Below are 25,732 nucleotides of genomic sequence, written 5' to 3' on the forward strand. Positions count from 1 at the left end.
TTCATAGCTGCTGTGATCCGCGGCGGCCGTGCACGAGGGAACTCCGCGGCGGGGATCGGCCTGCGGCGGATCACCAGAGGATCAGCGGCTAGAAGGCCCCGCCACGGCAGCTAAGAAGAAGCAGCGCGGTTGGCACAGGCCCACGATAGCATCCGCTCATGGCGCGCCCGCCCGGGTGACGCCGCGGCGCCTAAGATGAAGCGTCCGCAGACAGGAGGCACCATGACCAGCCCAGCCGCGCCGTCCGGCGTCGACCGCCAGTACTTCGATGACCGGGTCAGGGCGCAGGACGACCTGTACCGCCACGTCAACGGAGGGTGGCTGAGCTCGACCGAGATCCCCGCGGACCGGGCGCTCGTCGGGACCTTCGTGCAGCTGCGGGACCTCTCCGAGGAGAACGTCCGGGCGCTCATCGAGGACCTCGCCGGCGGCGACCACCCGGAGGGCTCGGACGAGGCGAAGATCGGGGCGTTCTTCCGTTCGTTCATGGATGTGGGACGCGTCGAGGAACTCGGCGCCGCCCCCCTGCAGCCGCTGCTCGCCGAGATCGCGGCGGTGGACGACGTCGACTCCCTCGTCACGACGTCGGCGCGCCTCGGGCGCGGGGGCACCGAGGGCCTGTTCAGCTTCTACGCCGCGCCCGACGCCGGCAACCCCGAGCGCGTGGTCCTGTACGCGAGCCAGGGCGGCCTCGGCCTCCCCGACGAGTCCTACTACCGCGACGAGAAGTTCGCCGAGACGGTCAGCGCCTACGAGGACTACCTCCGCGACGTCTTCGCCCTGCTGGGCTCGGCCACCGCGGCCGAGGACGCCGCCGCGGTGCTCGGCCTGGAGCGGCGGATCGCGGCCCTCCACTGGGACAGGGTGGCCCTCCGCGACCCGCAGCGGACCTACAACCTGCGCACCGAGGCCGAGGCGACCGAGGCGTTCGGGCACTTCCCGGCCTGGGCCGAGGCCACGGGCATCCGCGCCGACGCGCGGGCCGAGCTCGTGGTGGGCAACCCCGACTTCCTCGCGGGGATCGCCGGGCTCCTGGACGAAGTTCCGCTGCAGACCTGGAAGCTCTGGCTCACCGCCCACCTGGTGGGCTCCGCCGCACCGTTCCTCTCGGCGGTGTTCGTGGACCGCCACTTCGCGTTCTACGGCACGGTCCTCTCGGGCACCCCCCAGAACAAGGAGCGGTGGAAGCGGGGCGTCGGCGCGGTCGAGGCCGGGCTGGGGATGGCTGTGGGCCGCCTCTACGTGGCCCGCCATTTCCCCGAGGGCCACAAGGCGGCCATGCAGGAGCTCGTGGCCAACATCGTCGAGGCGTACCGCGAGAGCATCTCCGTCCTGCCGTGGATGGGCGGCCAGACGCGGGAGCGCGCGCTCGAGAAGCTCGCGGCCTTCCGGCCCAAGATCGGCTACCCGGACGAGTGGATCGACTTCTCCGATGTCGTGGTCGAGGAGGCGGACCTGCTCGGCAACGTCTGGCGCGCCCACGCCGCGGAGCTCGACCGCCTGCTGGACGAGATCGGCAAGCCGGTGGACCGTGTGAAGTGGCTCATGACGCCGCAGACGGTCAACGCGTACTACCACCCGCTCATGAACGAGATCGTCTTCCCGGCGGCCATCCTGCAGGAGCCCTTCTTCCACCCGGACGCGGACCCGGCCGTGAACTACGGCGGGATCGCGGCCGTGATCGGACACGAGATCGGGCATGGCTTCGACGACCAGGGCTCGCAGTTCGACGGGACCGGCGCCCTGCGGAACTGGTGGACGGACGCGGACCGCAGCTCGTTCGAGGGGCTCACGGGCCGCCTCGTGGACCAGTTCAATGCCCTTGCTCCGGCGGAGACGCCCGGCCACACGGTCAACGGGCGGCTGACGCTCGGCGAGAACATCGGCGACCTGGGGGGCCTCGGCATCGCCTACAAGGCCTACCGGCTCAGCCTGAAGGGGCAGGAGGCCCCGGTGATCGACGGCCTCACCGGCGCGCAGCGGTTCTTCGTCTCGTGGGCCACCGTGTGGCGGCAGGTGTGCCGGCCGGAGGAGACGCTGCGCCGCCTCTCGATCGACCCGCACTCCCCCAACGAGTTCCGCACCAATGCGATCGTGAAGAACCTCGATGCCTTCCACGAGGCGTTCGGCGTCGCCGAGGGCGACGCGATGTGGCTCGCGCCCGAGGAGCGCGTGACCATCTGGTAGGCCCCCCGGCACAGACACGGCGGCCCCGGAATCCGTCAAGGGATTCCGGGGCCGCCGTCGTCGTGCGGGCCTCGGGGCCGGGCGGCCCTACAGGTCGAAGCCCTGCCGAACGCCTACTGGCCGAAGGCCGCCTGGCAGGTGCTCTGCGCTGCGGTCTGGGCCACGAGGTTGTCCGGCATCTTCGGCGTGTAGTGGGTGCCGGTCGTGAAGTCCTGCCCGACGTAGACCTGCACGCCGTAGACATTCGGTGCCTGCTGGACCTGGGACGAGGGGATCCCCAGGCTGGAGGCGACGTCGGCCGCGACGTCCGCGAAGTTCGCCCCGTAGTAGACATTGGTGGCGCCTACGGGCGGGGCCGTGAACTGGGTCGTCTTGGTGAAGCCCTGCCCGGCGAGGAACTTCACGAGTTCGGCGGACCGGCCGGCGACCCCCGAACCGTCGGCGACGGTCACGGGCTGGATCGACTTGTCATAGGCGGGCGGGGCGGGGGTGGACGGGGACGACGTCGACGGCGCGGCGCTCGCGGGCTGGGTCGGCGCGGGCGCCGTGAGGTCGCGGTTCTCCCGGAGGGCCTGGAAGAGCGCTCCCGCGTCCGGCTGCTTGATCTGGACGCGGTTGGGGTCGCCCGTGTAGGGCTCCCACGGCACGGTCACGAACGAGACCTTGGCGAGGTCCACGGCCTTGAGCCGGCCGGCGATGGTCAGCATCGTCTGGGGGCTGCCGAGCCCCTGGTCCACCGTGAGGTTCTTGGTGATCGTGTCGGCGATGGAGAGGAGCTTCGAGACATCGCTGAGGGTGCCGTCCGACTTCACCTTCCGGGCCAGCGACGCGAGGAACTCCTGCTGCGACTTGATGCGGGACAGGTCGCTGCCGTCGCCCACGCCGTGGCGGCTGCGCAGGAAGGCCAGCGCCTGCTCGCCCTGGACCATGTTGTTCCCCGCGTTCAGCTTCAGCCCCGACGCCGGGTCGTCGATCGGGGCGTTGACGCACACCTGCACGCCGCCGATCGTGTTGGAGAGATCCTTGACGGCGTTGAAGTCGGCGACCATGAAGTGGTCGATCTTCAGGCCCGTGAGCTGGTTGACCGTGTCGACCGCGCAGCCCGGACCGGCCTCCGCCATGGCGGAGTTGATCTGGCCCACGGCCTGCGCCGGGAAGTCCCGGTTCGTCTTCGGATCGTGGCACTTCGGGATCGGCACCATGAGGTCGCGCGGGAAGCTCGTCATCGAGACGACCTTGTTGTCCCCCGAGATGTCCATGAGGATCATCACGTCGGAGTTGCCGTACCCGGAGCTGTCCGCCTGGGAGCCATAGGCCGCGTCGGCGCCGGAGCGGGTGTCCGTGCCGATGATGAGGATCTGCAGCGGGTCGGTCGCGTCGTTCGTCGCGTCGGCCGTCGCGTTGCCGGCGCTCAGTGGGGCCTGGTGCAGATTGGACCCGAGCCGGATGAACCAGTACCCGGCGAAGGCGATGACTCCTACGAGGACCAGCGCGACCACGCCGCCGATGATCTTGAGTGCGAGGTGCCGCCTCCCGAGGGGACGCGCATGGCGCAGCGGGGCGGATCCGTTCGGGCGTGCATGGTGCACGCCGCTGCGTCGGGCGCTGCTGGGAGCAGCCGGCGCGGCGTCGGCGCGTCGAGCCAAGGAGAGGCCTTCCTGCGAGGGGCTGGGTCGGTATATGGTAACCGGCCGCCCTGTGTGGGCCCTGTAGGCACAGCGGGGGCGGCACGCCGGGCTAGAACCCGAGCCGGCCCAGCTGCTTGGGGTCCCGCTGCCAGTCCTTGGCGACCTTGACGTGCAGGTCCAGGTAGATCCGCGTCCCGAGGAGGGCCTCGATGCCGCGGCGCGCCGCGGTCCCGACCTCGCGCAGCCGCGCGCCGCCCTTGCCGATGATGATCGCCTTCTGCGAGGGACGTTCGACGAACAGGTTCACCCGGACATCGAGGAGGGGATTGTCCTCGCTGCGCCCCTCCCGCGGCACGATCTCCTCCACCACGACGGCGAGGGAGTGCGGGAGCTCGTCGCGCACCCCCTCGAGGGCCGCCTCGCGGATGAGCTCGGCGACCATGACCGCCTCGGGCTCGTCCGTGAGCTCACCGTCCGGGTACAGCGGCGGCGAGGGCGGCATGTGGCCGATCAGCACGTCTGCCACGGTGGAGACCTGGTACCCGTCCTGCCCGGACACGGGAACGACGTCGGCCCAGCCCTCGCCGCCGAGGACCTCGCGGCCGAGGGCGTCGACGGCGAGGAGCTGCTCGGTCAGCTGGGCGCGGTCGACGAGGTCGGCCTTGGTGACGAGGGCGACGATCGGCTTGCGCGGGACGGCGGCGAGCTGGTTGGCGATGTACTTGTCGCCCGGGCCGATCCGCTCGTTCGCGGGGATGCAGAACCCGATCGCGTCGACCTCCGAGAGGGTCTCGGCCACGAGGTCGTTCAGCCGCTGGCCCAGCAGGGTCCGCGGGCGGTGGAGCCCGGGGGTGTCCACGAGGATCAGCTGGCCGTCCTCGCGGTGGACGATGCCGCGGATCGTGTGCCGCGTCGTCTGGGGCTTCGCCGAGGTGATCGCCACCTTCTGGCCCACGAGCGCGTTGGTCAGTGTCGACTTGCCCGCATTGGGGCGCCCCACGAGCACGGCGAATCCGGCGCGGTAGTCGGGGGCGCCGTGCCCCTCGGTCTTCTCAGCCATGGGTGTTCCCTGCCTCGTCGTTGTTCTCAGTTGTCGTGGTCGGTTCGGCGCGCTCGGCCAGGATGTGGCTGATCCTGTTCCGGCGCCCGATCCTCCGCTCCGCGGTCAGCCGGATTCCGTGGATCTCGGCGGTGCTGCCCACGATCGGCACGCGGCCCAGGCCCTTGGCGAGGAGTCCGCCTACCGTCTCCACCTCGTCGTCCTCGAGGTCGGCGTCGAACAGCTCGCCGAGGTCGTCGAGGCCCATGCGGGCGGTGACACGGAACCGCCCGTCGCCCAGGTCGAGGACCTCGGGCTCGTCGTCGTCGTACTCGTCGACGATCTCGCCCACGAGTTCCTCGATGAGGTCCTCGAGCGTGACCAGGCCCGCGGTGCCGCCGTATTCGTCGACGACGATGGCCAGATGCGTCGACTCGCGCTGCAGTTCCTTCAGCAGCTCGTCGACGGGCTTGGACTCGGGCACGAACCGCGGCGCTCGCGCCAGCGAGTCGACAGCCTCGCGCTCCGCGCCGGGGGCCTCGTGGAGCCGCGCAGCGACGTCCTTGAGGTAGAGGATCCCGCTGACGTCGTCGAGGCTCTCCCGGAACACCGGCACCCGCGAGCAGCCGGACCTCAGGAAGAGCGACATCGACTGGCGCAGGGTCGAGCCGGACTCGATCGCGACGATGTCGGTCCGCGGCACCATGACGGCCCGCACGAGGGTCTCGCCCAGTTCGAACACCGACTGGAGCAGCTCGGCCTGCTCGTCCTCGAGGTCCTCGGTGTCACTGGAGCGTTCGACGAATTCGCGCAGCTCGGTAGCGGTGTAGGTGGCCTCCTCGTGGCCCGGGTCGGTGCCGGTGGCGGCGCTGCCGAGCCGGACGAGCCACCCCGGGACAGGCCCGAGGACCGCCCGGAGGCCGCTCAGGAGCGGCGCGGACGCCGCGGCGATCGGCAGCGCGTGCTGGCGCCCGAGCTGGCGCGGCGACACGCCGACGAGCAGGAAGCCGATGAGCGCCATGACGACGGTGGCCGCGAGGCCTGCGAGCCAGACATTGTCCAGCCAGCTGTGGACGAGGACGGCGACGGCCACCGCCGCGGCCGTCTCGAACCAGATGCGCCAGAACCGCAGGGCGTGCAGGTGCGGCACCGGATCGGCCAGGACCCGCGCGAGGGCGGCGGCGTGGCCTTCCTCGATCCGCTCCTCCGCGTCATGGCGCGGGAGGAACGCGAGCGCTGCCTCAGCGGCGGCGAGGAATCCCGCGAGGACGACGAAGACGAGGGCGAGGACGAGGAGGAAGGCGGGCGTCACGCCACCGTCTCGCTCGGTGCCGGCCGCCCGAGGAATTCGGTGAGCAGCTCGCGCTGGAGCGTGAACATCTCCTCCCGCTCCTCCGGCTCCGCGTGGTCGAAGCCGAGCAGGTGAAGGATGCCGTGGGTCGCGAGCAGGAGCAGCTCGTCGTCGGCCGCGTGCCCCCCGCGCTCGGCCTGCTGGGCCGCGACCTGGGGGCAGATCGCGATGTCCCCGAGCATGCCCTGGGGGGTGGGCCGTCCCGGGGCGCCGGGCGTGAGCTCATCCATGGGCACCGAGAGCACGTCCGTGGGGCCGGGCTCGTCCATGAGCTCCAGGTGCAGCCGCTCCATCGCCTCCTCGTCGACGAGAAGGATCGAGAGTTCGGTCTGCGGATGGAGCCACAGGCGGTCGAACACGAACCGGGCGAGGCGGACGAGGGCTTCGGCGTCGACCTCGAGGCCGGACTCGTTGTTGACTTCGATGCTCACGGTTCCAGCTTAGACTCAGGCGCGCCGCCAGCCGACGAGGAGGCTCCCTGCGCACGGGCCTGGTCCCGCCGGCGCTGCGCACGGGCGCGCTCCTTGGCGTCCCACCGCCCGTAGGCGTCGACGATGTCCCCCACGAGCCGGTGCCGGACCACGTCGGAGGCATCGAGCACCGAGAAGTTCACGTCCTCGACCCCCTGGAGGATCTGCTGGACGATCCGCAGCCCGGAAGCCGCGCCCGTCGGCAGGTCCACCTGCGTCACATCCCCCGTCACGACCATCTTCGAGCCGAAGCCCAGGCGCGTGAGGAACATCTTCATCTGCTCGGGGGTGGTGTTCTGCGCCTCGTCGAGGATGATGAAGGCATCGTTGAGGGTGCGCCCCCGCATGTAGGCGAGCGGGGCGACTTCGATAGTGCCGGCGGCCATGAGCCGCGGGATCGACTCGGGGTCCATCATGTCGTGCAGCGCATCGTACAGGGGGCGCAGGTACGGGTCGATCTTGTCGCTGAGGGTGCCCGGGAGGAACCCGAGCCGCTCCCCCGCCTCCACTGCCGGCCGCGTCAGGATGATCCGGCTGACGTCCTTGTGCTGGAGTGCCTGCACCGCCTTGGCCATCGCGAGATAGGTCTTGCCCGTGCCGGCCGGACCGATCCCGAAGATCACGGTGTTGGCGTCGATCGCGTCGACGTACTCCTTCTGGTTGGCCGTCTTGGGCCGGATGGTCCGGCCCCGGCTCGAGAGGATGTTGTGCGTGAGGACATCGGACGGGCTCGCGACGGTCTGGGTGCGGAGCATCGCGACGAGCTGCTCGAGCGACGCCGTGGTCACCGTGGCGCCGCTGGCGGCGATGGCCGAGATCTCCTCGAAGAGGCGCCGGATGTGCGGGACTTCGGCGGCCGGGCCCACGATCGTGAGCTCGTTGCCCCGCGCGTGGATCGACACTGCCGGGAACTGCTCCTCGACGTACCGCAGGGCTTCGTCGTGGGGGCCGAGGATACGCACCATCTCGTCGCTCGAACCGAAGCGCAGCACCTCGGTGCGGGCCGCAGGGGTGGTGTGCGGGAACTCCGCGGTCACAGGCGTGTCTCTCCTCCTCGGTGCGGCCGTCCGCCGCTCGTGGCCGCCCCGGTGGCCGACCGTCCAGTCCATCCTACTGCCGCGCCCGCCGAGGGGTCCGTCGGGTGCGGGGCCGCGGCGGCCCAATCCGTTGGAAATATCAATCGTGCATCACTTGGGACTCTATTGGCCTCCTGCCCGGGACCGTGGACAGATGCTGTGCCAAGCTGGACGGTGGCCCCGCGGAGGGGCACGGACTGATCTGCAAGGGAACCGATGGCACTTCGAGCTGGGCTGGGGAGCCGGCGCCGACGCGGCGCCCTGGCGCTTGCTGCCGCGCTCCTCGCCGCGGGCCTGCCGCTGACGGGCTGCACGGCCGCCGGCACTCCGCAGCCGAGCATCGCGGCCGGCTCGACGGCGGGTCCCACCAGCGGGATGACCCCGGCCTCTGCCCCGCTCGAGACGTCCCAGACCTCGGCGAAGGCGCCGGTGTACTGGCTGGGCCGGGCCCGGGACGGCGTCTACCTCTACCGGGAGTTCCGCGACGCCGATTCCCGGGACAACCCCATCGCGACCGCGCTGCGGATCATGATGTCGCAGAAGCCGCTCGACCCCCACTACTTCAGCCCCTGGCAGTCGCCGAAGAAGCTTGCCGCGTCCGTCTCCGGGCGGAACTACATCACGGTCGACGTCTCGGACGACGCCTTCAACACCGGAGTCGACGAGCCGACGGCCCAGCTCGCGGTCCAGCAGCTGGTCTACACCGCGACAGCGGCGGCTGCCAGCTCGGGGCTCGTCGACGCCGGCCAGCCGATCTCGGTCATGCTCCTGGTCGACGGCCGGACCTCCCAGCTCGCGTTCCAGCGCGTCCAGCTGGGGCAGCTCATGCAGCGGGACCCCTCGATGATCGCCCCGGTGTGGATCATCGATCCGCAGGAGGGCAGCAGGCTCAAGGGTTCGCTCAAGGTCTTCGGCAGGGCCACCCAGCCGGACAAGCCGTTCGCGTGGCAGGTCCTGCGGCACGACGCGCAGGGGAACCGGTCGGTGTACGTCAGCGGGACGGTGACCTCGGGCCATGACGCCGGGCACGTGGGCGAATTCACCTTCGCGGTGAACCTTCCGCCCGGGGACTACGAGGTCCGGATCCTGCCGGCCGAGGACGCCTCGCCCTCGGCGACCTCGAGCACCTCGGCCTGGGACTCGAAGTCGTTCACCATCACCGGCTAGCTAGCGGCCGTCCCGGCTCCCCCACCGGCCGAGGTGCTCGCCCGCGAGGGCCAGCGCCGCCGGCCCGGCCGTCGAGGAGCGCAGCACGTGCGGTCCCAGCAGCGCAAGGCGCGCGCCGGCCTGGACGAAGCGCTCGAGTTCGGCCGGACTGATGCCGCCCTCCGGGCCGACGATGAACAGGATCTCGCCCTCGCCGTCCCCAGAGGCCACGCCCCGCAGGATGCCGGTGAGCGACTCGCTCGCCTCCTCATGGAGCACCACCGCGAGCCGCGCCTGCGCGATCCGCTCGGCGAGGCGGCCGCCGTCGACCGCCGGCTCGACGTCCGGCACCCAGGCCCTGCGGGCCTGCTTGGCTGCCGCGAGGACCACCGAGCGCCACTTCGCGAGCGCCTTCTGGGCCCGCTCGCCCTTCCACCGCACGATCGACCGCTCGGCCTGCCACGGCACGACCGCGTCCACACCGAGCTCTGTCGCCGTCTCCGCGGCCAGCTCGTCCCGGTCTCCCTTCGCCAGCGCCTGGACGAGCACGAGCCGGAAGGGAGGGCGCTCCTCGTGCACCACGGTGTCGACGACCGCCTCGAGCACGGAGCCCTCGGCCCTGCTGACGGTGCCGACGGCGCGGGTTCCGGCGCCGTCCGAGACATCGACGCCCTCCCCCACGCCCAGGCGCCGGACCGCGACGGCGTGACGGCCCTCGGCGCCGTCCACGGTCATGGTGCCTCCCGGGGCCGCGCCGTCGAGCGCGCCGGGGGCGACGTAGAAGAGCGGCCGGGACATCGTCAGAGGTTGCCGAGCTTGTCGCGGAGCTTGGCGAACATGCCGCCGCTGCCCACGAGCTTGCCCTCGCCGACCTGCTCGCCGCGGAGCTTGGCGAACTGGCGCAGGAGTTCCTCCTGCTCGGCGTCGAGCTTGGTCGGGGTCTCGACCCGCACGTGCACGAGGAGGTCCCCGCGGCCCGAGCCGCGCAGCCGGGCCACGCCGAGGTCATGCAGGGTGACCACGTCACCCGACTGGCTCCCGGGACGCAGGGTGATGCTGTGCTCGCCGTCGAACGTCTCGAGGGTCATCTCGGACCCGAGCGCGGCCGCGGTCATGGGGACGCTGAGGGTCGCGTGCAGGTCGTCGCCTTCGCGCGTGAACGTCGGGTGCGCGGCCACCCGGATCTCGACGTAGAGGTCCCCGGACGGACCGCCGGCCGTGCCGGCCTCGCCCTGGCCCGCGAGCTGGATGCGGGTGCCCGTGGAGACCCCGGCAGGGATCTTGACCGTGAGCGAGCGCCGGCTCCGTACGCGCCCCTCCCCGCCGCACTCGTTGCACGGGCTGGGGATCTCCGTGCCGAACCCCTGGCAGGTGGGGCACGTGGCCATGGTCATGACCTGGCCGAGGATCGAGCGCACGGGGCGCTGGATGTGACCGGAGCCGCCGCACACGCCGCAGCGGACCGGCTCGGTGCCCGGCTCGCAGCACGATCCGTCGCAGCGGCCGCAGACGACCGCGGTGTCGACCTCGAGCTTCTTGTTGACGCCGAAGACGGCGTCCTTGAGCTCGATCCGGACGGCGATGAGCGCATCCTGCCCCCGCCGCACCCGGGACGCCGGGCCCGACTGCCCCGCCCCGCCGCCGAAGAAGGTCTCGAAGATGTCCTGGAACGCGAAGCCCGCTCCGTTGTAGCCGCCGGAGAAGCCGTTGTCGGTGCCGTTCTCGTTGCCCGTCGTGTCATAGACACGGCGCTTCTGCGGGTCCGAGAGGACTTCGTAGGCGTGGGTGACGGCCTTGAAGCGGTCCGCGGCGTCCTCGCCCGGGTTCATGTCCGGGTGGAGCTTGCGGGCCAGCTTCTTGTAGGCCTTCTTGATCTCCTCGGGGGTCGCGTCGGTCTGCACGCCGAGGGTTTCGTAGTGGCTGCTCACAGTTCTCTTTCTTCTCAGCTTCCGGCGATGATCTTCGACAGGTAGCGGGCGACCGCCCGCACTGCGGCCATCGTGGCCGGATAGTCCATGCGTGTGGGGCCGAGGATGCCGAGCTTCGGTCCGTCGTCCTGCCCGTAGCCGGTCGCGACGACCGAGGTCTCGGCCAGGCCGACATACGGGTTCTCCCGGCCGATCGTCACGGTGACGCCGCGGGGATCGGCCGCCATCTCCGAGAGGAGCCGCAGCAGGACCACCTGTTCCTCGAGCGCTTCGAGCACGGGTGAGATGCTCTGGAGGAAGTCGCTGTTGGACCTCGCGAGGTAGGCGGTGCCCGCCATCACCATGCGGTCCTCGCGGCTCGCCTCTGCGAGGGTGCCGAGGCCGTGGGCCAGTTCGGCGCCGAGCCGCTGGTCCTGCGGAGCGAGCGAGGCGACGACCTCCGCCGCCCCGGCCGCGAGCCGTCCCACGGCCGTCCCGGCCAGCCCCTCGAGGAACCGCTGCCTCAGGTACGCGAGCCTGTCGCGGTCAACGTCCTCGCTGACGGTGTGCACCCGCTGCTCGACGGTGCCGGTGTCGGCGATGAGGACGAGCAGGACCTGGCGCGGGGCCATGGACACCGCTTCGACGTGTCGCACCTTGGCGCGGCCCAGCTGGGGGTACTGCACGACGGCGACCTGGTTGGTCAGCTGGGACAGGAGCCTGACGGTGCGCTCGAGCACGTCGTCCAGGTCGTCCGCACCGCCCAGGAGCGTCTGGATCGCCTGCTTCTCCGCGGCGGACAGCGGCCGCACCGCAGCGAGGTGGTCCACGAAGACCCGGTAGCCCTTGTCGGTCGGCACGCGGCCGGCGCTCGTGTGGGGGGCCGTGATGAGGCCGTCGTCCTCGAGGGCGGCCATGTCATTGCGGATGGTGGCGCTCGAGACGCCGAGCCGGTGGCGTTCCACGAGCGCCTTGGACCCGACGGGCTCGCGGTAGTGGACGTAGTCCTCCACGATCGCCCGCAGGACCTCCAGCTTGCGGGGCTCGTTCATCACACCTCCTGCTGCGACGGCGGGCGGCACACCCGCGGCTTAGCACTCTCTGGGATCAAGTGCTAAGTCTAGTACGCCCACCGGGTCCGGCGGGAACCCCCGTGCTGTGCACTAGGCCACGGCGCGTCCCCGGGGCCCTCCGGGGCGAGCCGCCGTAGGATGCGGCGGGTGGACCGACTCAGCTATGACTCCTGGGGGCCGGCCGACCTCGCTGCCCCCTCCCGTGCCGAACTGCCCCTCGTCCCCGCCGAGCCCGGGCTCGTCCTCGAGGACGCCGAGAGCGGGTGGGTGGGTGCCGTGGTCCGCGTGGAGAAGTCCGGGGGCATGCACGTGATGAGCCTCGAAGACCGGCGCGGGCGGACGCGCTCGTTCCAGCTCGGGTTCGGGTTCCTCCTCGACGGCCATCCCGTCCGTGTCGGACCGCCGGCCCCGAGGACCCAGCCCGCGCCCCCGGCCCGCACCGCGTCCGGCTCCGTCCGCGTCGAGGGGATGCGCGCGCAGGTGGCCAAGGCGAGCCGGGTCTGGGTCGAGGGCAAGCATGACGCCGAGCTCGTGGAGAAGGTGTGGGGCGACGACCTCCGCGTCGAGGGGATCGTCGTCGAACCCCTGCACGGGGTCGACGACCTCGCCGGGGCCGTCGAGGCGTTCGGCCCAGGACCGGGCCGGAAGCTCGGGATCATCGTCGACCACCTGGTCGAGGGCTCGAAGGAGTCGCGCATCGTGGCCGAGGCGATGGCGGTGCCCGGGGCCGCCGGGAACGTGCTCGTCGTCGGCCACCCCTATGTGGACGTCTGGCAGGCCATCAAGCCCTCGGTGCTCGGCATCCCCGCCTGGCCCACCGTCCCGCGGGGCGTGGACTGGAAGACCGGGATCCTCAAGGCCTTCGGGTGGCCGCACAGCACCGCGGAGGACGTCGGGCTCGGCTGGCAGAAGCTCCTGGGAGCGGTGCGCACCTACGCCGACCTCGAGCCTTCCCTGCTGGGCCGCGTCGAGGAGGTCATCGACTTCCTGACCGCCTGAGCGGGCAACCTTGGATATCCTTGGACTGCTCCCGGCGGCCGTGCGGCCGGCGTGGGCGCCAAGACCGCAAGGAACCACAGGCAAGGATTCATCAGTGGCCGAGTACCCGAAGGACCCCCGCAGCACCGCCGGACAGGACAACGGTGCCACGGTCCCCGCGCCGCTGACGGCGTCCGAGGACCGGCAATGGGCGACCCTCGCGCATTTCGGCGGCATCCTCGGCTTCGTCCCGTCGCTGCTGATCTACCTCGTCTTCAAGGACCGCGGCCCCTTCACCGCGCAGGAATCGAAGGAAGCGCTGAACTTCACGCTGCCGCCCACGGTCGCGGCGGTCGTGCTCAACCTGCTCGGGTACATTCCCTTCGTCGGGAGCGTGTTCTCCGTCCTCGCGACGCTGCTCTGGATCGCGCTCACCGTGTTCTCGGTTACGGCGGGCATCCAGGTCAACCGCGGGCAGCCGTACCAGTACCGCTACAACCTGCACCTCATCAAGTGATGCCTGCTGCCCGGGTCAGGGCAGCAGCGCCCGCACGACCGCATCGGCGAGGAGCCGGCCCCGCAGCGTGAGGACCAGGCGGCCCCGGAGGGCTGTGGGCCCGTCCACGAGGCCATCGGCGATCAGGCCGGCCACGGCCGCGCGGCCCCCGGCATCGAGGTCGGACGTGGGCAGGCCGGAGGCGAGCCGGACCTTCAGGAGGACGCGCTCCACGCGGCGCGTGCCGTCGTCGAGCGTCTCCCGGGCCGCGGCCGGCGAGACGCCCTGGGAGAGGCGCCCGGCGTACGCGGTGGGGTGCTTGACGTTCCACCAGCGGACGCCGCCCACATGGGAGTGGGCGCCCGGCCCGATGCCCCACCAGTCGCCGCCGTTCCAGTAGGCGAGGTTGTGCCGGCATTCGAAGCGCGCGCTCTGCGGACCCGGGCCCGCGGCGCCGCGGGCCCAGTTGCTGACCTCGTACCAGTGGAAGCCCGCGCTGCCCAGCACCGCGTCGGCCAGCTCGTACTTCTCGGCGTGGTCGTCGTCGTCCACCTCGGGGACCTCGCCCCGGCGGATCTGGGCCGCGAGCTTCGTGCCGTCCTCGACGATGAGCGCGTAGGCGCTGACGTGGTCCGGTTCGCACGCGAGCGCCGCGTCGAGCGAGGCGCGCCAGTCGTCGCGCGACTCGCCCGGGGTGCCGTAGATCAGGTCGAGGCTCACGTCGAGTCCCGCGTCGCGCGCCCACCGGACCGCCTCGGGCACCCGGGACGGGGTGTGGGTCCGGTCGAGGACCTTGAGCACGTGCGGCACCGCCGACTGCAGGCCGAAGGAGACCCGGGTGAATCCGGCCTCGGCGAGGGCCTGGAGGGACGCGGGCGTCACCGAGTCGGGGTTCGCCTCCGTGGTCACCTCGGCTCCCGGCTCGAGCCCCCATTCCGCGACCGCCGCAGAGAGGATCGCGGTGAGGTCCTGGGCGGACAGGAGGGTCGGCGTGCCGCCGCCGAAGAACACCGTGGACAGACGACGGCGAGGCACGCCGGAGGCGTCCAGCGCGGCTGCCGCGAAGCGCACCTCGGAGACGGCCGTCGCGGCGTAGTTCGCCTGCGAGGCGCCGCCGCCGAGCTCGATGGCCGTGTAGGTGTTGAAGTCGCAGTACCCGCAGCGGACGGCGCAGAACGGGATGTGGGCGTACAGCGAGAAGCCCCGCTCCCCCGCCGCGACGGCCGCCTGGGGCGGAAGGGCGCCGTCGGCCGGAGCCGGGTCGCCCAGAGGAAGGCTGCTGGGCACTACTTCTTCGCCTTGTCCTTCGACTCGTCCGTGGTGAGCGCCGCGATGAAGGCCTCCTGGGGCACCTCGACGCGGCCGACCATCTTCATGCGCTTCTTGCCCTCCTTCTGCTTCTCGAGGAGCTTGCGCTTGCGGGTGATGTCGCCGCCGTAGCACTTGGCGAGGACGTCCTTGCGGATGGCCCGGATGTTCTCGCGGGCGATGATGCGGGAGCCGATGGCCGCCTGGATGGGCACCTCGAACTGCTGGCGCGGGATGAGCTCGCGCAGCTTCGCGGTCATCATCGTGCCGTACGCATAGGCCTTGTCGCGGTGGGTGATCGCGCTGAAGGCGTCGACCTGCTCGCCCTGGAGCAGGATGTCCACCTTGACGAGGTCGGCGACCTGGTCGCCGTCGGCCTTCCAGTCGAGCGAGGCGTAGCCGCGGGTCTTGGACTTGAGCTGGTCGAAGAAGTCGAACACGATCTCGGCCAGCGGGATCCAGTAGCGCAGCTCCACGCGGTCCTCGGAGAGGTAGTCCATGCCCTTCATCTGGCCGCGGCGGCCCTGGCAGAGCTCCATGATGGCGCCCACGAACTCGTTCGGGGCGAGGATCGTCGCTGAGACCATGGGCTCGCGGACCTCGTTGACCTTGCCCGTGGGGAACTCGCTCGGGTTGGTCACTGTCACCACGGACTTGTCCTCGAGGGTGACCTCGTAGATGACGTTGGGCGCGGTGGAGATGAGGTCGAGGTTGAATTCGCGCTCGAGGCGCTCGCGCACGATCTCGAGGTGGAGGAGGCCGAGGAAGCCGACGCGGAAGCCGAAGCCGAGCGCGGCGGACGTCTCGGGCTCGTAGACGAGCGCCGCGTCGTTGAGCTTGAGCTTGTCCAGGGCGTCGCGCAGGTCCGGGTAGTCCGAGCCGTCCAGCGGGTAGAGGCCGGAGAAGACCATGGGCTTGGGGTCCTGGTAGCCGCCGAGGGACTCCGACGCCGGCTTGGAGAGGTTCGTGATCGTGTCGCCGACCTTGGACTGGCGCACGTCCTTGACGCCGGTGATGAGGTAGCCCACCTCGCCGACGCCGAGGCCCTTGGACGGGATCGGCTCCGGGGAGATGACGCCGATCTCGAGCAGTTCGTGGCTGGCCTTCGTCGACATCATCTGGATCCGCTCGCGCGGGCTCAGCGAGCCGTCGACGACGCGCACGTAGGTCACGACTCCGCGGTACGTGTCGTACACGGAGTCGAAGATCATGGCACGGGCGGGGGCCTTGGCGTCGCCCACCGGTGCCGGGATGTCGCGCACGATCCGGTCGAGGAGGCCCTCGACGCCCACGCCGGTCTTGCCGGAGACCTTCAGGACGTCGTCGGGGTCGCCGCCGATGAGGTTGGCGAGCTCCTCCGCGTACTTCTCGGGCTGGGCCGCGGGCAGGTCGATCTTGTTCAGCACCGGGATGATGGTGAGGTCGTTCTCCATCGCGAGGTACAGGTTCGCGAGCGTCTGCGCCTCGATCCCCTGGGCCGCGTCGACGAGGAGCACCGCGCCCTCGCAGGCCGCGAGCGAGCGCGAGACCTCGTAGGTGAAGTCGACGTGCCCGGGGGTGTCGATCATGTTCAGGGCGAAGGCCGTGCCGTCGACCTCCCACGGCATGCGGACCGCCTGGGACTTGATGGTGATGCCGCGCTCGCGCTCGATGTCCATCCGGTCGAGGTACTGCGCCTTCATGTCCCGCGGCTGCACGACTCCCGTGAACTGCAGCATCCTGTCGGCGAGGGTCGACTTTCCGTGGTCGATGTGCGCGATGATGCAGAAGTTGCGGATGATCGACGGATCGGTCGCGGCGGGCACGGGCGCTGTGCGGGCCATGGGAGACACGGTGAACGGTCCTCACTGTCAATACGGTCGAGGCGTGGTTGCCCACGGTGGTTTGCTGACTTCCTAGTCTCCCATAGGCTGTGCTCACGCCGCTCCCGCGGGCGCGAGGAGCGTGCGCCCGGAAGTCTGCTAGCATTGTCTGCTGTGTGTCCGTGCAGGTCGGCGGGCACTGACGACCGGCTGCCATAGGCATCCCCACGCCGCTCAGTCGATGGTCGGTCCGAACGCCCTCTAGACCCTGTTGGCATCAACAAGAGAGTTCCATACGTGGCAAACATCAAGTCCCAGAAGAAGCGCATTCTCACCAACGAGAAGGCCCGCCAGCGCAACATGGCGGTCAAGTCGGAGCTGAAGACGGCCATCCGCGCCGTCAACACCGCCGTCGCTTCCGCTGACAAGGATGCCGCTGTCTCCGCTCTGGCCTACGCGAGCAAGAAGCTCGACAAGGCCGTGAGCAAGGGCGTCATCCACAAGAACCAGGCCGCGAACCGCAAGTCGGGCATCGCGAAGAAGGTCGGCAAGGTCGGCTGACCCAGCAGCTCTTCTCGGCAGGGGCCGGCATCCGCGACGGATGCCGGCCCCTGCTGTTTCCGGCCTCCGTGGCGCCAGCGGGCCCTGGTCTCGGCGGCCCGGGCCGGGGCTCAGCGGGCCGGGGCTCAGCGGGCCCGGGCCGGGGCTCAGCGGGCCCGGGCCGCCGAGCTCACAGCCGAGAGGGCCCGCTCTACGGCGTACGCGGGATCGCGGGCGAGGCCCTTGACCTCGGCGTCCGCCTCGGCGACGGCCCGGATCGCCAGGGCGAGGCTCTGCGGGGTCCAGCCCCGGATGTCCCGCTGGGCCTGTTCGACGAGCCAGGGCTGCATGCCCAGCTCCCGGGCGATGCTCTGGGCGGAGCCGCGCGCCCCGGCGACCTTCGCGAGGGTCCGGAGCTTGGCGGCGATGGCCGCGACCATCGGCACCGGGTCGACGCCCGTCTCGAGGGCATGCCGGAAGGCCGAGAGGGCCTTTGCCTTCTGGCCGGCGAGTGCGGCATCTGCGACCTTGAAGGCCGTGGCCTCGACCCGTCCGCCGTAGTACTTCTCCACGGTCGCCGCGTCCACCGTGGACGACGCGTCGAGGATGAGCTGGCTGCACGCCGCCGCGAGCTCTGCGAGGCTGCTGCCCACGGCGGCGACGAGGGCGTCCACCGCCTCGCGCTCGATCCGCCGGCCGGAACCACGGAACTCTGCCAGGACGAACGCTGCCTTGTCGGCGTCCTTCTTCAGCGCCTGGCAGTCGACGACGGGCGCCCCTGAGGCTTTGACCGCGTCGAGGAGCTTCTTGCCCCGGGTCCCGCCGCCGTGCCGGAGCACGAGGACGACGTCGGGCTCGGGGGCCGAAGTGTAGGCGAGGGCGTCGCGGAGGAACTCCTCGCTCATGGACTCCAGCCCGTGCACCTCGATGAGTTTGCTCTCGCCGAAGAGGGAGGGCGAGGCTGCCATCAGCAGCTCGCCGCCCGCGTACGTGCCCGCCTCGAGGCGGGTCACCTCGAGCTCGCCCGCGGCCTCCCTGGCCTTGGCCCGCACGGCATCCATGGCCCGCGCCGCAAGGTAGTCCTCTGGGCCGGTGACCAGGACCACGGGCGCGGGGGCGGCGTCGCGCCAGTCGACTGTCCCGGCGCTCCTGGCGCCTGCCGAGCCCTTGGGCGCCTGGGATCTGCCAGTCCGGGCCGGCGGCGTCACGGGCGGCCCCCTGCGGCGGTGTTGCTGCACTTCACCTGTCCACTCTCCCACGTCGTGCACCCGGGCCCAATCCGGACGTGGAGGCCGCGGCCCCGCGCGAGCGCGGGTTCGTCAACGCCTCATGCTAGTCCTCGCTGTCGGCCTCAACCTCCGCACCGCTGAAACTGAGCAGGACCTTGCCCGAGGTGGACGCGTCGCTGGCAACGTGAAACGCCTCGAGGGCCCTGTCGACGTCGAACACGTGGGTGACGACAGCTGAGGGATCGATCTCGCCGGCGCTCAGAGCTGCGATCACCTCGTCGATCTCGTCGTTGAACCGGAACGATCCGACAAGTTCGAGCTCTCGAGCGATCGCCAGCGCGATCAGGACAGGCTGGTCCCCCGGTGGGAGGAGGCCGAGCATGACTACACGGCCGCCACGAGTGGCCGCGCGGATCGCCGTCCGGAGCCCGGGCACACTTCCGGAAGACTCGACGACCACGTCCGCATCGAGGCCTTCCACCACGTCCCGCTCCGACGCGAAGACGGTCCGGTCCGCCCCGAGCCCGGCGGCGCGCTGGAGGGGCTCCTCGAACAGGTCCGTGGCGATGACCTCACCCGCGCCGTGGTGCCTCAGGGTCGCCACCACGAGGGCGCCGATCGGACCAGCGCCGACAACGAGGACGCGCTTGCCGGCCACGTCGCCCGCCCGCCGGACCGCATGCCACGCGACGCTCAGGGGCTCGATCAGCGCCGCAGCGCGCGGATCCAGCTCATCCGGAATGGGCCGCAGCATCCGTGCGGGCAGGCCAACGAGGTCGGCGAACGCACCGTCGCGGTGCGGGTGCGTGGCGGCGCTTCCGAGGTACGTGCCGCCGGGCGAGAGGTGAGGGCGGTCGGAGGGGAACCTGCCGGCACCCGCCGGGCCCGGAGTTGCAGGGTGGACTGCCACACGTACCCCTTCCCCAGGCCCGCTGCCGTCCGCCGCGGGGCGCACCACCCTGCCGATGACCTCATGGCCCAGCACCAGCGGATCCCGCAGGATGGATTCGCCCGCCGCGCCGTGCAGCCAGTAGTGGAGGTCGGAACCGCAGATCCCTCCAAGCTCGATCGCCACGAGGGACTCATCCTGCGCGAGGGCTGGCTCCTCGAGGAGATCGACTCTGAGGTCGCCGCGTCCATGGGCGACGACGGCGCGGACGCCTGCTGCTGTCTGCATTCTCTGTGTTCCCTTGGATAGACATGGTGTGCCGTGCCGGCCCGTGGAATTGCTCGGCAAATGAGGGGCGCTGGAAAACAGGATAAGCGTGCCCGGCCGAATTCCCGTCATAAGAGGTACTTATCCGCCCACGCAATTTAGGTCTTATCCACCACACCGCCTGTCTCTATAGGGTCGAAAGAAGACCCGCATACCGCGCACTCATTGGAGGAGACATGCCCGACTATCAGCCGGCCTCGCGGGTGACCCGCATCAAGGAATCGGCGAGCGTCCAGGCCGCGGCACGCGTCCGCGAACTCAAGGCGGAGGGGCGCTCGATCATCGACCTCACCGTGGGCGAGCCGGACTTCGACACCCCCGAGCACGTGAAGCAGGCCGCTGTGGCCGCCATCGCCGCCGGCGAGACGAAGTACACCTCGGTCACCGGGACCCCCCAGCTGCGCTCGGCCATCCTCGACCACGTCGAGCGGCGCACCGGCATCCGGTACAGCCCCTCGGAGATCACCATCGCGGGCGGCGCGAAGCAGGTCATCTTCACCGCGCTCACGGCCTCGCTCGATGAGGGAGACGAGGTCATCGTCCCGGCGCCCTACTGGGTTTCCTACCCGGACATGGTGCTGGCCAATGAGGGCACCCCGGTGGTCGTCCCCTGTGGCGACGACGTGGGGTTCAAGCTCACCCCCAAGGCCCTGGCCGCCGCCATCACCCCCGCCACCAAGTGGCTCATCCTCAACACACCCTCCAATCCGACCGGCGTCGTCTACTCCCGTTCCGAACTCGAAGCCCTCGCCGCCGTCCTGGCCGAACATCCCCAGGTCTACGTCCTGACCGACGAGATCTACGACGAGATCTACTTCGGCGAGGGGCAGATCACGAGCCTCGTTGCCGCCGCCCCGCAGCTCCGCGACCGCGTGCTGCTCGTGAACGGGGTGTCGAAGGCGTACGCGATGACTGGCTGGCGGCTGGGCTATGCCGTGGGCCCCGCCCCGCTCGTTGCCTCCGTCAACAAGCTGCAGTCCCAGATCTCCTCCTGCCCCTCCTCGATCAGCCAGGCGGCCGCCGCCGCGGCACTCACCGGCGACCAGTCCTTCGTGGCCGAATGCGTCGAGGCCTACCGCGAGCGGCGCGATGCCGCCGTGGCCGGGCTGAACGCCGTCCCGGGCCTGTCGTGCCGAACTCCTGAGGGCGCCTTCTACGCCTACGTGAACTGCGCGGGCGCCGTCGGAAAGACGACGCCGGACGGCGCCACAATCGGCAATGACCAGGATTTCGTCCTGTACCTGCTCGATGCGGCGTCGGTGGCCGTCATTCCCGGTTCCGCTTACGGCCTGGGACCGTATTTCCGCATTTCTTTCGCGACGTCTCTGGAAACCATCAACGCCGGCGTCGAAGCCATCGACAAGGCCATTCGGGCACTCAGCTAATCAAGCCAATCCATTAACGAGAGAACCATGGAAAAGATGATCCACGTCAAGACCAGATTCGAGCGCCCGGACGCGGACGTCGTCGAACGCCTCGCCGCCTTCTCCTCCGCGACAATCCACGAGGCCCAGGGCCGTCGGGGCGCGCTCAGCTCGCGCATCAAGCCGATCGACCGCTCCATGTCCTTCTGCGGGCCTGCCGTCACGGTGCGCTGCGCCCCGCGGGACAACCTGATGCTCCAGGTCGCCATCCACTACGCCCGCAGCGGCGACGTGGTGCTCGTGGGCGCCGGCGAATTCACCGAGGCCGGCACGTTCGGCGACGTCCTCGGCAACGCCATGAAGGCCAAGGGCATCGCCGCCATGGTCACGGACTCGGGCGTCCGCGACACCGCTGACCTGATCGAGCTCGGGCTGCCCGTCTTCTCCGGCAGCATCTCCATCAAGGGCACCGTGAAGGAGACGCTCGGCCCGATCAACCACCCGCTCGTGTTCGGCGACGAGGTCGTCTACCCCGGGGACATCCTCCGCGGGGACGCCGACGGCGTCGTCGTGGTTCGGCGCGAGGAGGCCGAGGAGGTCATCGCGCTGTCCCAGGCGCGCGTGGACGCGGAGAACGACCTGATCAAGGCCTACCATGCGGGCGGCACCACCATCGAGCTGTGCCGCCTCACGGACGTGCTCAAGGCCAAGGGACTCCTCGTCGAGGACTGAGCGCAACAGAGGAGGGAGGCGCCCCGTCCGGGGCGCCTCCCTCCTCTCACTGTGCCTCTTCTCGCCCAGCCTGCTCGCCGCGGTGCGGCTACAGCACCAGATCGGCCCTCCTGCGGTGGACCTCGACGAGCTGCCACTCCACGGTTGCTCCCCCGAACGTCGGCATGACGCTTCCCTCGAACACGAACACCGGATCGGCCGAGGACCCGAGGGGCTCCCAGAGGCCGTTCACCGGGCAATGCACCCCGGTGGGAGCGATCGTCGGAATCGCCGGGTTCTTCGAATTCCAGCCGACCTTGCTGATCTTCTTCATTTCAGGCTTCCTTGCGCTTGAAGAACTGGACCGCGGGGCAGCGGATTCAGCTGCTGAAACCATCGTAGGAAATTCCGGGGAGCCTGAATAAGACCTAAGTCGGGTGCCGCGATAAGGCGGGGCTATGGATGGGGGACCAAAGTCTGGTCCCCCATCATGCCGTACCGCGTGAGCAGCTGGGCCTTGATCATTTCGCGCAGGAGAATGAGCACGGCCGCGGCGGCCTCCGACATCGGCTCGTGGTCCGCCGTGCACAGTCCGAGCTTCACCTGGAGGGCGGGGTCGACGATCCGCAGCACGGTGAAGCCCTGGTCCGGGAAGAGGGCATCAGCGGCGGACCTCGGGAGGACGGTCGCTCCGAGGTTGGCCTGGAGCAGCCGGTAGAGCGAGGGGACCGACTCGATCTCGCCCGCAAGGCGCAGGGCAAGGCCCTGGTCTCCACAGGCCTTGTCGACGAGCCTCCGAATGGTGTGGTTGTCCTCCGGAAGGAACAGCGGCAGCTGCAAAGCCTCCCGCAGTGTCACGCTTCCCTTCCCCTCCGGATCCGCGCCGGCCTCGGCGTTCGCCACGAGGTAGAGGTCCTCGACGATCATGGGGGTGAACCTGATGCCGCGGTTCTCGCGGGGCTCGTAGATCAGTGCCATGTCGAGCCTGCCGTTCTTGATGGCCTCGCTCAGCACGCCGCCGAAGATCTCGGTCAGATGCAGCGTGATATCGGGGTACCGCTGCCCCACTTCCCGCACTATTGTCGGCGCGAGGCTCGACGCCATGCAGTAGGGCGCCATGGCGATGGATACCCGGCCGGCCGGGGCGTCGCCCGAGGTCGCCACGTCCTGCCTCGCCTCCTCGACGAGTCGGAGGATGGTCTGGGCATGCCGGTACAGCGCCGTGCCGGCCGCCGTCGGCTCGACGCCCTGCTTGCTCCGGATCAGGAGCCGCTGCTTGAGGTCCTTCTCGAGCGCGGAGACCTGCTGGCTGAGCGCGGGCTGGGCGACGTGCAGTGCCGAGGCGGCCCGCGTGATGCTGCCCGCGTCCACGATCCTCACGAAGTACTCGAGCTTCCGTGTGTCCACGTGTCCTGCCTCCTAGCAGTTCCCTGTCCGAGTGTGCCTCCGGCGCTCGGCCCATGACACAAAGGCTATGTCGGCGCCGGGGCCCTGTCGTCGTGCGAGTGCCGGTCCTAGGTCATAACGCAGGCCTATCCCGTGATAGTCGATAGGTCTTTGTCGCGCCGGTCCCCGCGATGAGACGATCCCATAAGAAAAGCACGGGGAGCCTGGAATCTGAAATCCCTTCCCCTCCCGAAAGAGCAGCCGAGAACCGCGAAAAGAGCAGCACGTGAATCCCATGATCGATCTCGTGGCCGACCTCGGCGAAGGATTCGGCGCGTACCGGATCGGAAATGATACGGAGTTGCTGGATATCGTCTCCAGTGCGAATATCGCGTGCGGATTCCATGCTGGAGACCCGGACATCATGAACTCGACCGTCGCGGAATGCGTCAGCCGAGGCGTGGGCATCGGCGCCCACCCGAGCTTCCCGGACCTGCGCGGCTTCGGCCGGCGCGCCATGGACCTCAGCGCGGACGAAGTCCGCAACGACGTCCTCTACCAGCTCGGGGCCCTCTCGGCCTTCGCAGCAGCACACGGCCGTCGCGTGGCGCACCTCGCCCCCCACGGCCGCCTGGGGAACCTCGTGGCCGTGCGCCCGGACTATGCCTCGGCCGTCGCCGATGCGGCCTCACGCTTCGACGAGGACCTCATCATCGTCGCCCAGGAGGGCGAACTGGCCCGCGCAGCGCGCGCCCGGGGGCTGCGGGTCGCCGTCGTCGGCATTGTCGACCGCGCCTACCAGGAGGACGGCACGCTCGTGCCGCGCGGCACCGACGGGGCCGTGCTGCATGATGCCCGGGCCATCGTCGACCGCACCGTGCGCATGGTCTGCGAAGGGAAGCTCCGCACCGTCACCGGCGTCGACATCGACGTCGAGGCCGATACGGTCCTGCTGCACGGCGACAACGAGGGCGCCGTCGAGCTCGCGCGGCTCATCCGCTCCGAACTGACCTCCGCCGGCGTCAGCATCGCCCCGCTGGGCGAAGTGCTCGCCGCGAAGCACCCGGTGGCCTGACATGGGCGCGCTCGTCCCCTCCCCGGTAGAGGTCTTCGAATCAGGCGATGCGGCGCTGCGTGTCGTGGCCACCTCCGGCGACGTGGAGCGCGACTGGAGCACGGTGCACAGGCTCGCCGGATGGCTCGAGACGTGCGGCGCCGAAGGCCTGCACGGGGCGGTCCCCACCTATGACTCCGTCCTGGTGGAATTCGATGTGCTCGTCGTGTCTGCCGCCCAGATGCGGGCCTTCGTCGGGCTGGGAATGCGGCAGCTCGCGCTCTCTGCAGCCGGAGGGGCCCCTCGCACCTTCGACGTCCCCGTCGTGTACGGGGGAGACTACGGGCCGGACCTGGACGACGTCGCCGAGCAGCAGGGGATCACGGCCGACGAGGTCGTGCGCCTCCACTCCTCGAAGGCGTACACCATCCGCTGCCTCGGCGCCCCGGCCGGATCCCCCATGATGGACGGTCCCGACTTCCCGCACCCCGTGCCCCGTCTCAAGGACCCGCGCCTGAGCGTGCCCGCCGGAGCGGTCGCGGTCGCGGGGCGCCAGGCTGTCATCGCGCCCGCCGTGGCCCCGGGCGGATGGCGCGTCATCGGACAGACGCCCCTCACGCTGCTCGACGCCGGTCGGGACCCCCTCGTCCCCTACCGTCCGGGCGACACGATCCGCTTCCGGCCCGTCGCCGAACGCGACTTCGATGCGCTGGCCGGCACGCTCATGGAGGCTCAGCCATGAGCAGCGAGCTCCTCGTCCAGCAGCCGGGGAACTCGGTGGTCACCGACCTCGGAAGGTTCCGCGGCCCGCACTTCGGGCTCCCCGTGAACGGCGCCCTCGACCAGTACTCAGCTCGGGCCGCGAACATCCTCGTGGGCAACGAGGACAACGCACCGCTCATCGAGCTCACTGCGCTGGACTTCAGGATGACGACGACGGCGGACCTCCTGATCTCGGTCACGGGCGCCTCCGCCGATCTGTCCGTCGGCGGGCGCACGTACCCGCAGTGGGAACCCGTCTCTGTCGCGGCTGGCGAGACCGTCGCGGTGCGGGGCATCCGCGGCGGCCTGCGCGCCTACCTTGCAGTCCACGGTTCCGTGGATGTGCCACGCCTTCTCGGAAGCTGCGCACCGGACAGCGTCGTCGGCTTCGGAGTGCGGCTCGCGAAGGGGACGGCCCTGAAGGTGCAGCGTCCCGTGGCGCCACTCCGGCAGCCGTACTTCGACCTGCCGCTCTTCCGCCTCGGCGTGGAGCGCCCCCGTGCGGGACGGGAGGTGCTCGTCGACGTCACCGACGGGCCCGACATCACTGAATTCGGTGCCTCGGCGGACCTGCTGTTCGACTCCGAGTACACCGTGAGCCCGAGAAGCAACCACATCGGCCTGCGACTGGGCGGAAGGCTGCCGGAGAGGATCTCCTCGGGCGAGGTGCTCTCGCGGGGGGTCCCGGTCGGCGCGATCGAGGTGCCCTCGCGCGAGGAACTCCTCGTGCTCCACCGTGGCCGCGGGGTGACGGCAGGCTACCCAGTGCTCGCCGTCGCCACGAGCCTCGGGCTCGACGTCCTGGCCCAAGCCCGGCCCGGCGACAGGGTCCGCTTCAGAGCGACGACGGTGGCCGAGGCAACGGCGGCCTACCGGCGCTCGATGCTCCAGCTCGAATCCCTTCGGCACTCAGTCAACACCGTCTTTAGCCTCCTGGGCCTCCACGGCTCGGCCGGCTGGCACGATCTGCCATCCGCCGCCTGTGGCTGAACCAGTGCCATCCACCCCG

General features: G+C 70.3%; 24 protein-coding genes. 10 read left to right on the plus strand and 14 right to left on the minus strand.

The genetic code is table 11. The features are described from left to right. Positions 1-222 precede the first annotated feature (222 nt). Complete coding sequence (locus tag SA2016_RS10380; protein ID WP_066497830.1) at positions 223-2,187, plus strand: M13 family metallopeptidase; 1,965 nt, start codon at positions 223-225, stop codon at positions 2,185-2,187. 113 nt (positions 2,188-2,300) lie between these two features. Here the strand turns inward: SA2016_RS10380 and SA2016_RS10385 are convergent, their stop codons facing one another. From SA2016_RS10385 to SA2016_RS10405, 5 genes are all read right to left on the minus strand, one after another. Next, on the minus strand, positions 2,301-3,833 hold the full coding sequence (locus SA2016_RS10385) for an LCP family protein (protein ID WP_229710904.1): 1,533 nt from the start codon (positions 3,831-3,833) through the stop codon (positions 2,301-2,303). Positions 3,834-3,924: 91 nt separating this feature from the next. Continuing rightward, entirely contained in the window at positions 3,925-4,875 is a 951-nt protein-coding gene (gene era, locus SA2016_RS10390; protein ID WP_066497831.1) for a GTPase Era, read from the minus strand. Continuing rightward, a complete protein-coding gene (locus SA2016_RS10395; protein WP_066497832.1) occupies positions 4,868-6,166 on the minus strand; it encodes a hemolysin family protein in 1,299 nt (432 codons plus the stop codon). Before SA2016_RS10395 ends, era begins: the two co-directional genes overlap by 8 nt. Beyond that, a complete protein-coding gene (ybeY, locus tag SA2016_RS10400; RefSeq protein WP_066497835.1) occupies positions 6,163-6,636 on the minus strand; it encodes an rRNA maturation RNase YbeY in 474 nt (157 codons plus the stop codon). The genes SA2016_RS10395 and ybeY overlap by 4 nt, the downstream gene beginning before the upstream one ends. Then, positions 6,633-7,712, minus strand: a complete 1,080-nt coding sequence (locus tag SA2016_RS10405) for a PhoH family protein (RefSeq protein WP_066497836.1) — start codon at positions 7,710-7,712, stop codon at positions 6,633-6,635. Before SA2016_RS10405 ends, ybeY begins: the two co-directional genes overlap by 4 nt. A 255-nt stretch (positions 7,713-7,967) precedes the next feature. On the opposite strand from SA2016_RS10405, the gene SA2016_RS10410 reads away from it, so the two are divergent. Beyond that, positions 7,968-8,918 carry a GerMN domain-containing protein gene (locus tag SA2016_RS10410; protein ID WP_066497837.1) on the plus strand — a complete coding sequence of 317 codons (951 nt, stop codon included), beginning with the start codon at positions 7,968-7,970 and terminating at the stop codon, positions 8,916-8,918. Here SA2016_RS10410 and SA2016_RS10415 read toward each other — a convergent pair whose 3' ends face one another. From SA2016_RS10415 to hrcA, 3 genes are read right to left on the minus strand one after another with little or no spacing between them, the layout of a single operon-like run. Further along, a complete protein-coding gene (locus SA2016_RS10415) occupies positions 8,919-9,695 on the minus strand; it encodes a 16S rRNA (uracil(1498)-N(3))-methyltransferase (protein WP_066497838.1) in 777 nt (258 codons plus the stop codon). Positions 9,696-9,697: 2 nt separating this feature from the next. After that, entirely contained in the window at positions 9,698-10,825 is a 1,128-nt protein-coding gene (dnaJ, locus tag SA2016_RS10420; RefSeq protein ID WP_066497839.1) for a molecular chaperone DnaJ, read from the minus strand. Between the two features lie 14 nt (positions 10,826-10,839). Then, entirely contained in the window at positions 10,840-11,856 is a 1,017-nt protein-coding gene (hrcA, locus tag SA2016_RS10425) for a heat-inducible transcriptional repressor HrcA (RefSeq protein WP_066497841.1), read from the minus strand. Between the two features lie 168 nt (positions 11,857-12,024). On the opposite strand from hrcA, the gene SA2016_RS10430 reads away from it, so the two are divergent. Both SA2016_RS10430 and SA2016_RS10435 read left to right on the plus strand, forming a co-directional pair. Beyond that, positions 12,025-12,876, plus strand: a complete 852-nt coding sequence (locus tag SA2016_RS10430) for a DUF3097 domain-containing protein (protein ID WP_229710905.1) — start codon at positions 12,025-12,027, stop codon at positions 12,874-12,876. Between the two features lie 94 nt (positions 12,877-12,970). Continuing rightward, a complete protein-coding gene (locus tag SA2016_RS10435) occupies positions 12,971-13,372 on the plus strand; it encodes a DUF4870 domain-containing protein (protein ID WP_066497843.1) in 402 nt (133 codons plus the stop codon). Between the two features lie 15 nt (positions 13,373-13,387). On the opposite strand, the gene hemW is transcribed toward SA2016_RS10435, so the two are convergent. Further along, on the minus strand, positions 13,388-14,638 hold the full coding sequence (gene hemW, locus SA2016_RS10440; RefSeq protein ID WP_066497845.1) for a radical SAM family heme chaperone HemW: 1,251 nt from the start codon (positions 14,636-14,638) through the stop codon (positions 13,388-13,390). Next, on the minus strand, positions 14,638-16,491 hold the full coding sequence (gene lepA, locus SA2016_RS10445) for a translation elongation factor 4 (protein WP_174835474.1): 1,854 nt from the start codon (positions 16,489-16,491) through the stop codon (positions 14,638-14,640). The genes hemW and lepA overlap by 1 nt, the downstream gene beginning before the upstream one ends. Positions 16,492-16,758: 267 nt before the next feature. Between lepA and rpsT the strand changes: the two genes are divergently transcribed. Then, positions 16,759-17,022, plus strand: coding sequence for a 30S ribosomal protein S20 (gene rpsT / locus SA2016_RS10450; protein ID WP_066497849.1), 264 nt, complete (start codon positions 16,759-16,761; stop codon positions 17,020-17,022). Positions 17,023-17,168: 146 nt separating this feature from the next. Here rpsT and holA read toward each other — a convergent pair whose 3' ends face one another. Continuing rightward, the gene (gene holA, locus SA2016_RS10455) at positions 17,169-18,209 is read right to left on the minus strand and encodes a DNA polymerase III subunit delta (protein WP_066497851.1); all 1,041 of its coding nucleotides are present in this window, start codon (positions 18,207-18,209) and stop codon (positions 17,169-17,171) included. Between the two features lie 124 nt (positions 18,210-18,333). Further along, the gene (locus SA2016_RS10460; RefSeq protein ID WP_066497853.1) at positions 18,334-19,407 is read right to left on the minus strand and encodes an L-idonate 5-dehydrogenase; all 1,074 of its coding nucleotides are present in this window, start codon (positions 19,405-19,407) and stop codon (positions 18,334-18,336) included. A gap of 215 nt (positions 19,408-19,622) precedes the next feature. Between SA2016_RS10460 and SA2016_RS10465 the strand changes: the two genes are divergently transcribed. Together SA2016_RS10465 and SA2016_RS10470 are read left to right on the plus strand one after the other, a co-directional pair. Continuing rightward, complete coding sequence (locus tag SA2016_RS10465) at positions 19,623-20,831, plus strand: aspartate transaminase (RefSeq protein WP_066497855.1); 1,209 nt, start codon at positions 19,623-19,625, stop codon at positions 20,829-20,831. Between the two features lie 27 nt (positions 20,832-20,858). Next, positions 20,859-21,542 carry a 4-carboxy-4-hydroxy-2-oxoadipate aldolase/oxaloacetate decarboxylase gene (locus SA2016_RS10470; protein WP_229710906.1) on the plus strand — a complete coding sequence of 228 codons (684 nt, stop codon included), beginning with the start codon at positions 20,859-20,861 and terminating at the stop codon, positions 21,540-21,542. 88 nt (positions 21,543-21,630) lie between these two features. On the opposite strand, the gene SA2016_RS10475 is transcribed toward SA2016_RS10470, so the two are convergent. Together SA2016_RS10475 and SA2016_RS10480 are read right to left on the minus strand one after the other, a co-directional pair. Further along, complete coding sequence (locus SA2016_RS10475) at positions 21,631-21,855, minus strand: hypothetical protein (RefSeq protein WP_066497859.1); 225 nt, start codon at positions 21,853-21,855, stop codon at positions 21,631-21,633. 122 nt (positions 21,856-21,977) lie between these two features. Then, positions 21,978-22,928: a LysR substrate-binding domain-containing protein gene (locus SA2016_RS10480; protein ID WP_066497861.1), complete on the minus strand. Its 951-nt coding sequence runs from the start codon at positions 22,926-22,928 to the stop codon at positions 21,978-21,980. 265 nt (positions 22,929-23,193) lie between these two features. Between SA2016_RS10480 and SA2016_RS10485 the strand changes: the two genes are divergently transcribed. From SA2016_RS10485 to SA2016_RS10495, 3 genes are read left to right on the plus strand one after another with little or no spacing between them, the layout of a single operon-like run. Then, positions 23,194-23,982, plus strand: a complete 789-nt coding sequence (locus tag SA2016_RS10485) for a LamB/YcsF family protein (protein ID WP_371326625.1) — start codon at positions 23,194-23,196, stop codon at positions 23,980-23,982. 1 nt (position 23,983) lies between these two features. Continuing rightward, positions 23,984-24,703 carry a 5-oxoprolinase subunit B family protein gene (locus SA2016_RS10490; protein ID WP_066497863.1) on the plus strand — a complete coding sequence of 240 codons (720 nt, stop codon included), beginning with the start codon at positions 23,984-23,986 and terminating at the stop codon, positions 24,701-24,703. After that, positions 24,700-25,713, plus strand: a complete 1,014-nt coding sequence (locus tag SA2016_RS10495; protein ID WP_066497864.1) for a 5-oxoprolinase subunit C family protein — start codon at positions 24,700-24,702, stop codon at positions 25,711-25,713. The genes SA2016_RS10490 and SA2016_RS10495 overlap by 4 nt, the downstream gene beginning before the upstream one ends. Positions 25,714-25,732 lie beyond the last annotated feature (19 nt).

The organism is Sinomonas atrocyanea (assembly GCF_001577305.1).
GTDB classification, from domain to species: Bacteria; Actinomycetota; Actinomycetes; order Actinomycetales; family Micrococcaceae; genus Sinomonas; species Sinomonas atrocyanea.

Bases quoted from the DNA above. Each gene is read 5' to 3' on its own strand.
- SA2016_RS10380 (WP_066497830.1), top strand. From the start codon at position 223: ATGACCAGCCCAGCCGCGCCGTCCGGCGTCGACCGCCAGTACTTCGAT.
- era (WP_066497831.1), bottom strand. From the start codon at position 4,875: ATGGCTGAGAAGACCGAGGGGCACGGCGCCCCCGACTACCGCGCCGGA.
- SA2016_RS10410 (WP_066497837.1), top strand. From the start codon at position 7,968: ATGGCACTTCGAGCTGGGCTGGGGAGCCGGCGCCGACGCGGCGCCCTG.
- SA2016_RS10415 (WP_066497838.1), bottom strand. From the start codon at position 9,695: ATGTCCCGGCCGCTCTTCTACGTCGCCCCCGGCGCGCTCGACGGCGCG.
- hrcA (WP_066497841.1), bottom strand. From the start codon at position 11,856: ATGAACGAGCCCCGCAAGCTGGAGGTCCTGCGGGCGATCGTGGAGGAC.
- SA2016_RS10460 (WP_066497853.1), bottom strand. From the start codon at position 19,407: ATGCAGACAGCAGCAGGCGTCCGCGCCGTCGTCGCCCATGGACGCGGC.
- SA2016_RS10465 (WP_066497855.1), top strand. From the start codon at position 19,623: ATGCCCGACTATCAGCCGGCCTCGCGGGTGACCCGCATCAAGGAATCG.
- SA2016_RS10470 (WP_229710906.1), top strand. From the start codon at position 20,859: ATGGAAAAGATGATCCACGTCAAGACCAGATTCGAGCGCCCGGACGCG.
- SA2016_RS10475 (WP_066497859.1), bottom strand. From the start codon at position 21,855: ATGAAGAAGATCAGCAAGGTCGGCTGGAATTCGAAGAACCCGGCGATT.
- SA2016_RS10490 (WP_066497863.1), top strand. From the start codon at position 23,984: ATGGGCGCGCTCGTCCCCTCCCCGGTAGAGGTCTTCGAATCAGGCGAT.
- SA2016_RS10495 (WP_066497864.1), top strand. From the start codon at position 24,700: ATGAGCAGCGAGCTCCTCGTCCAGCAGCCGGGGAACTCGGTGGTCACC.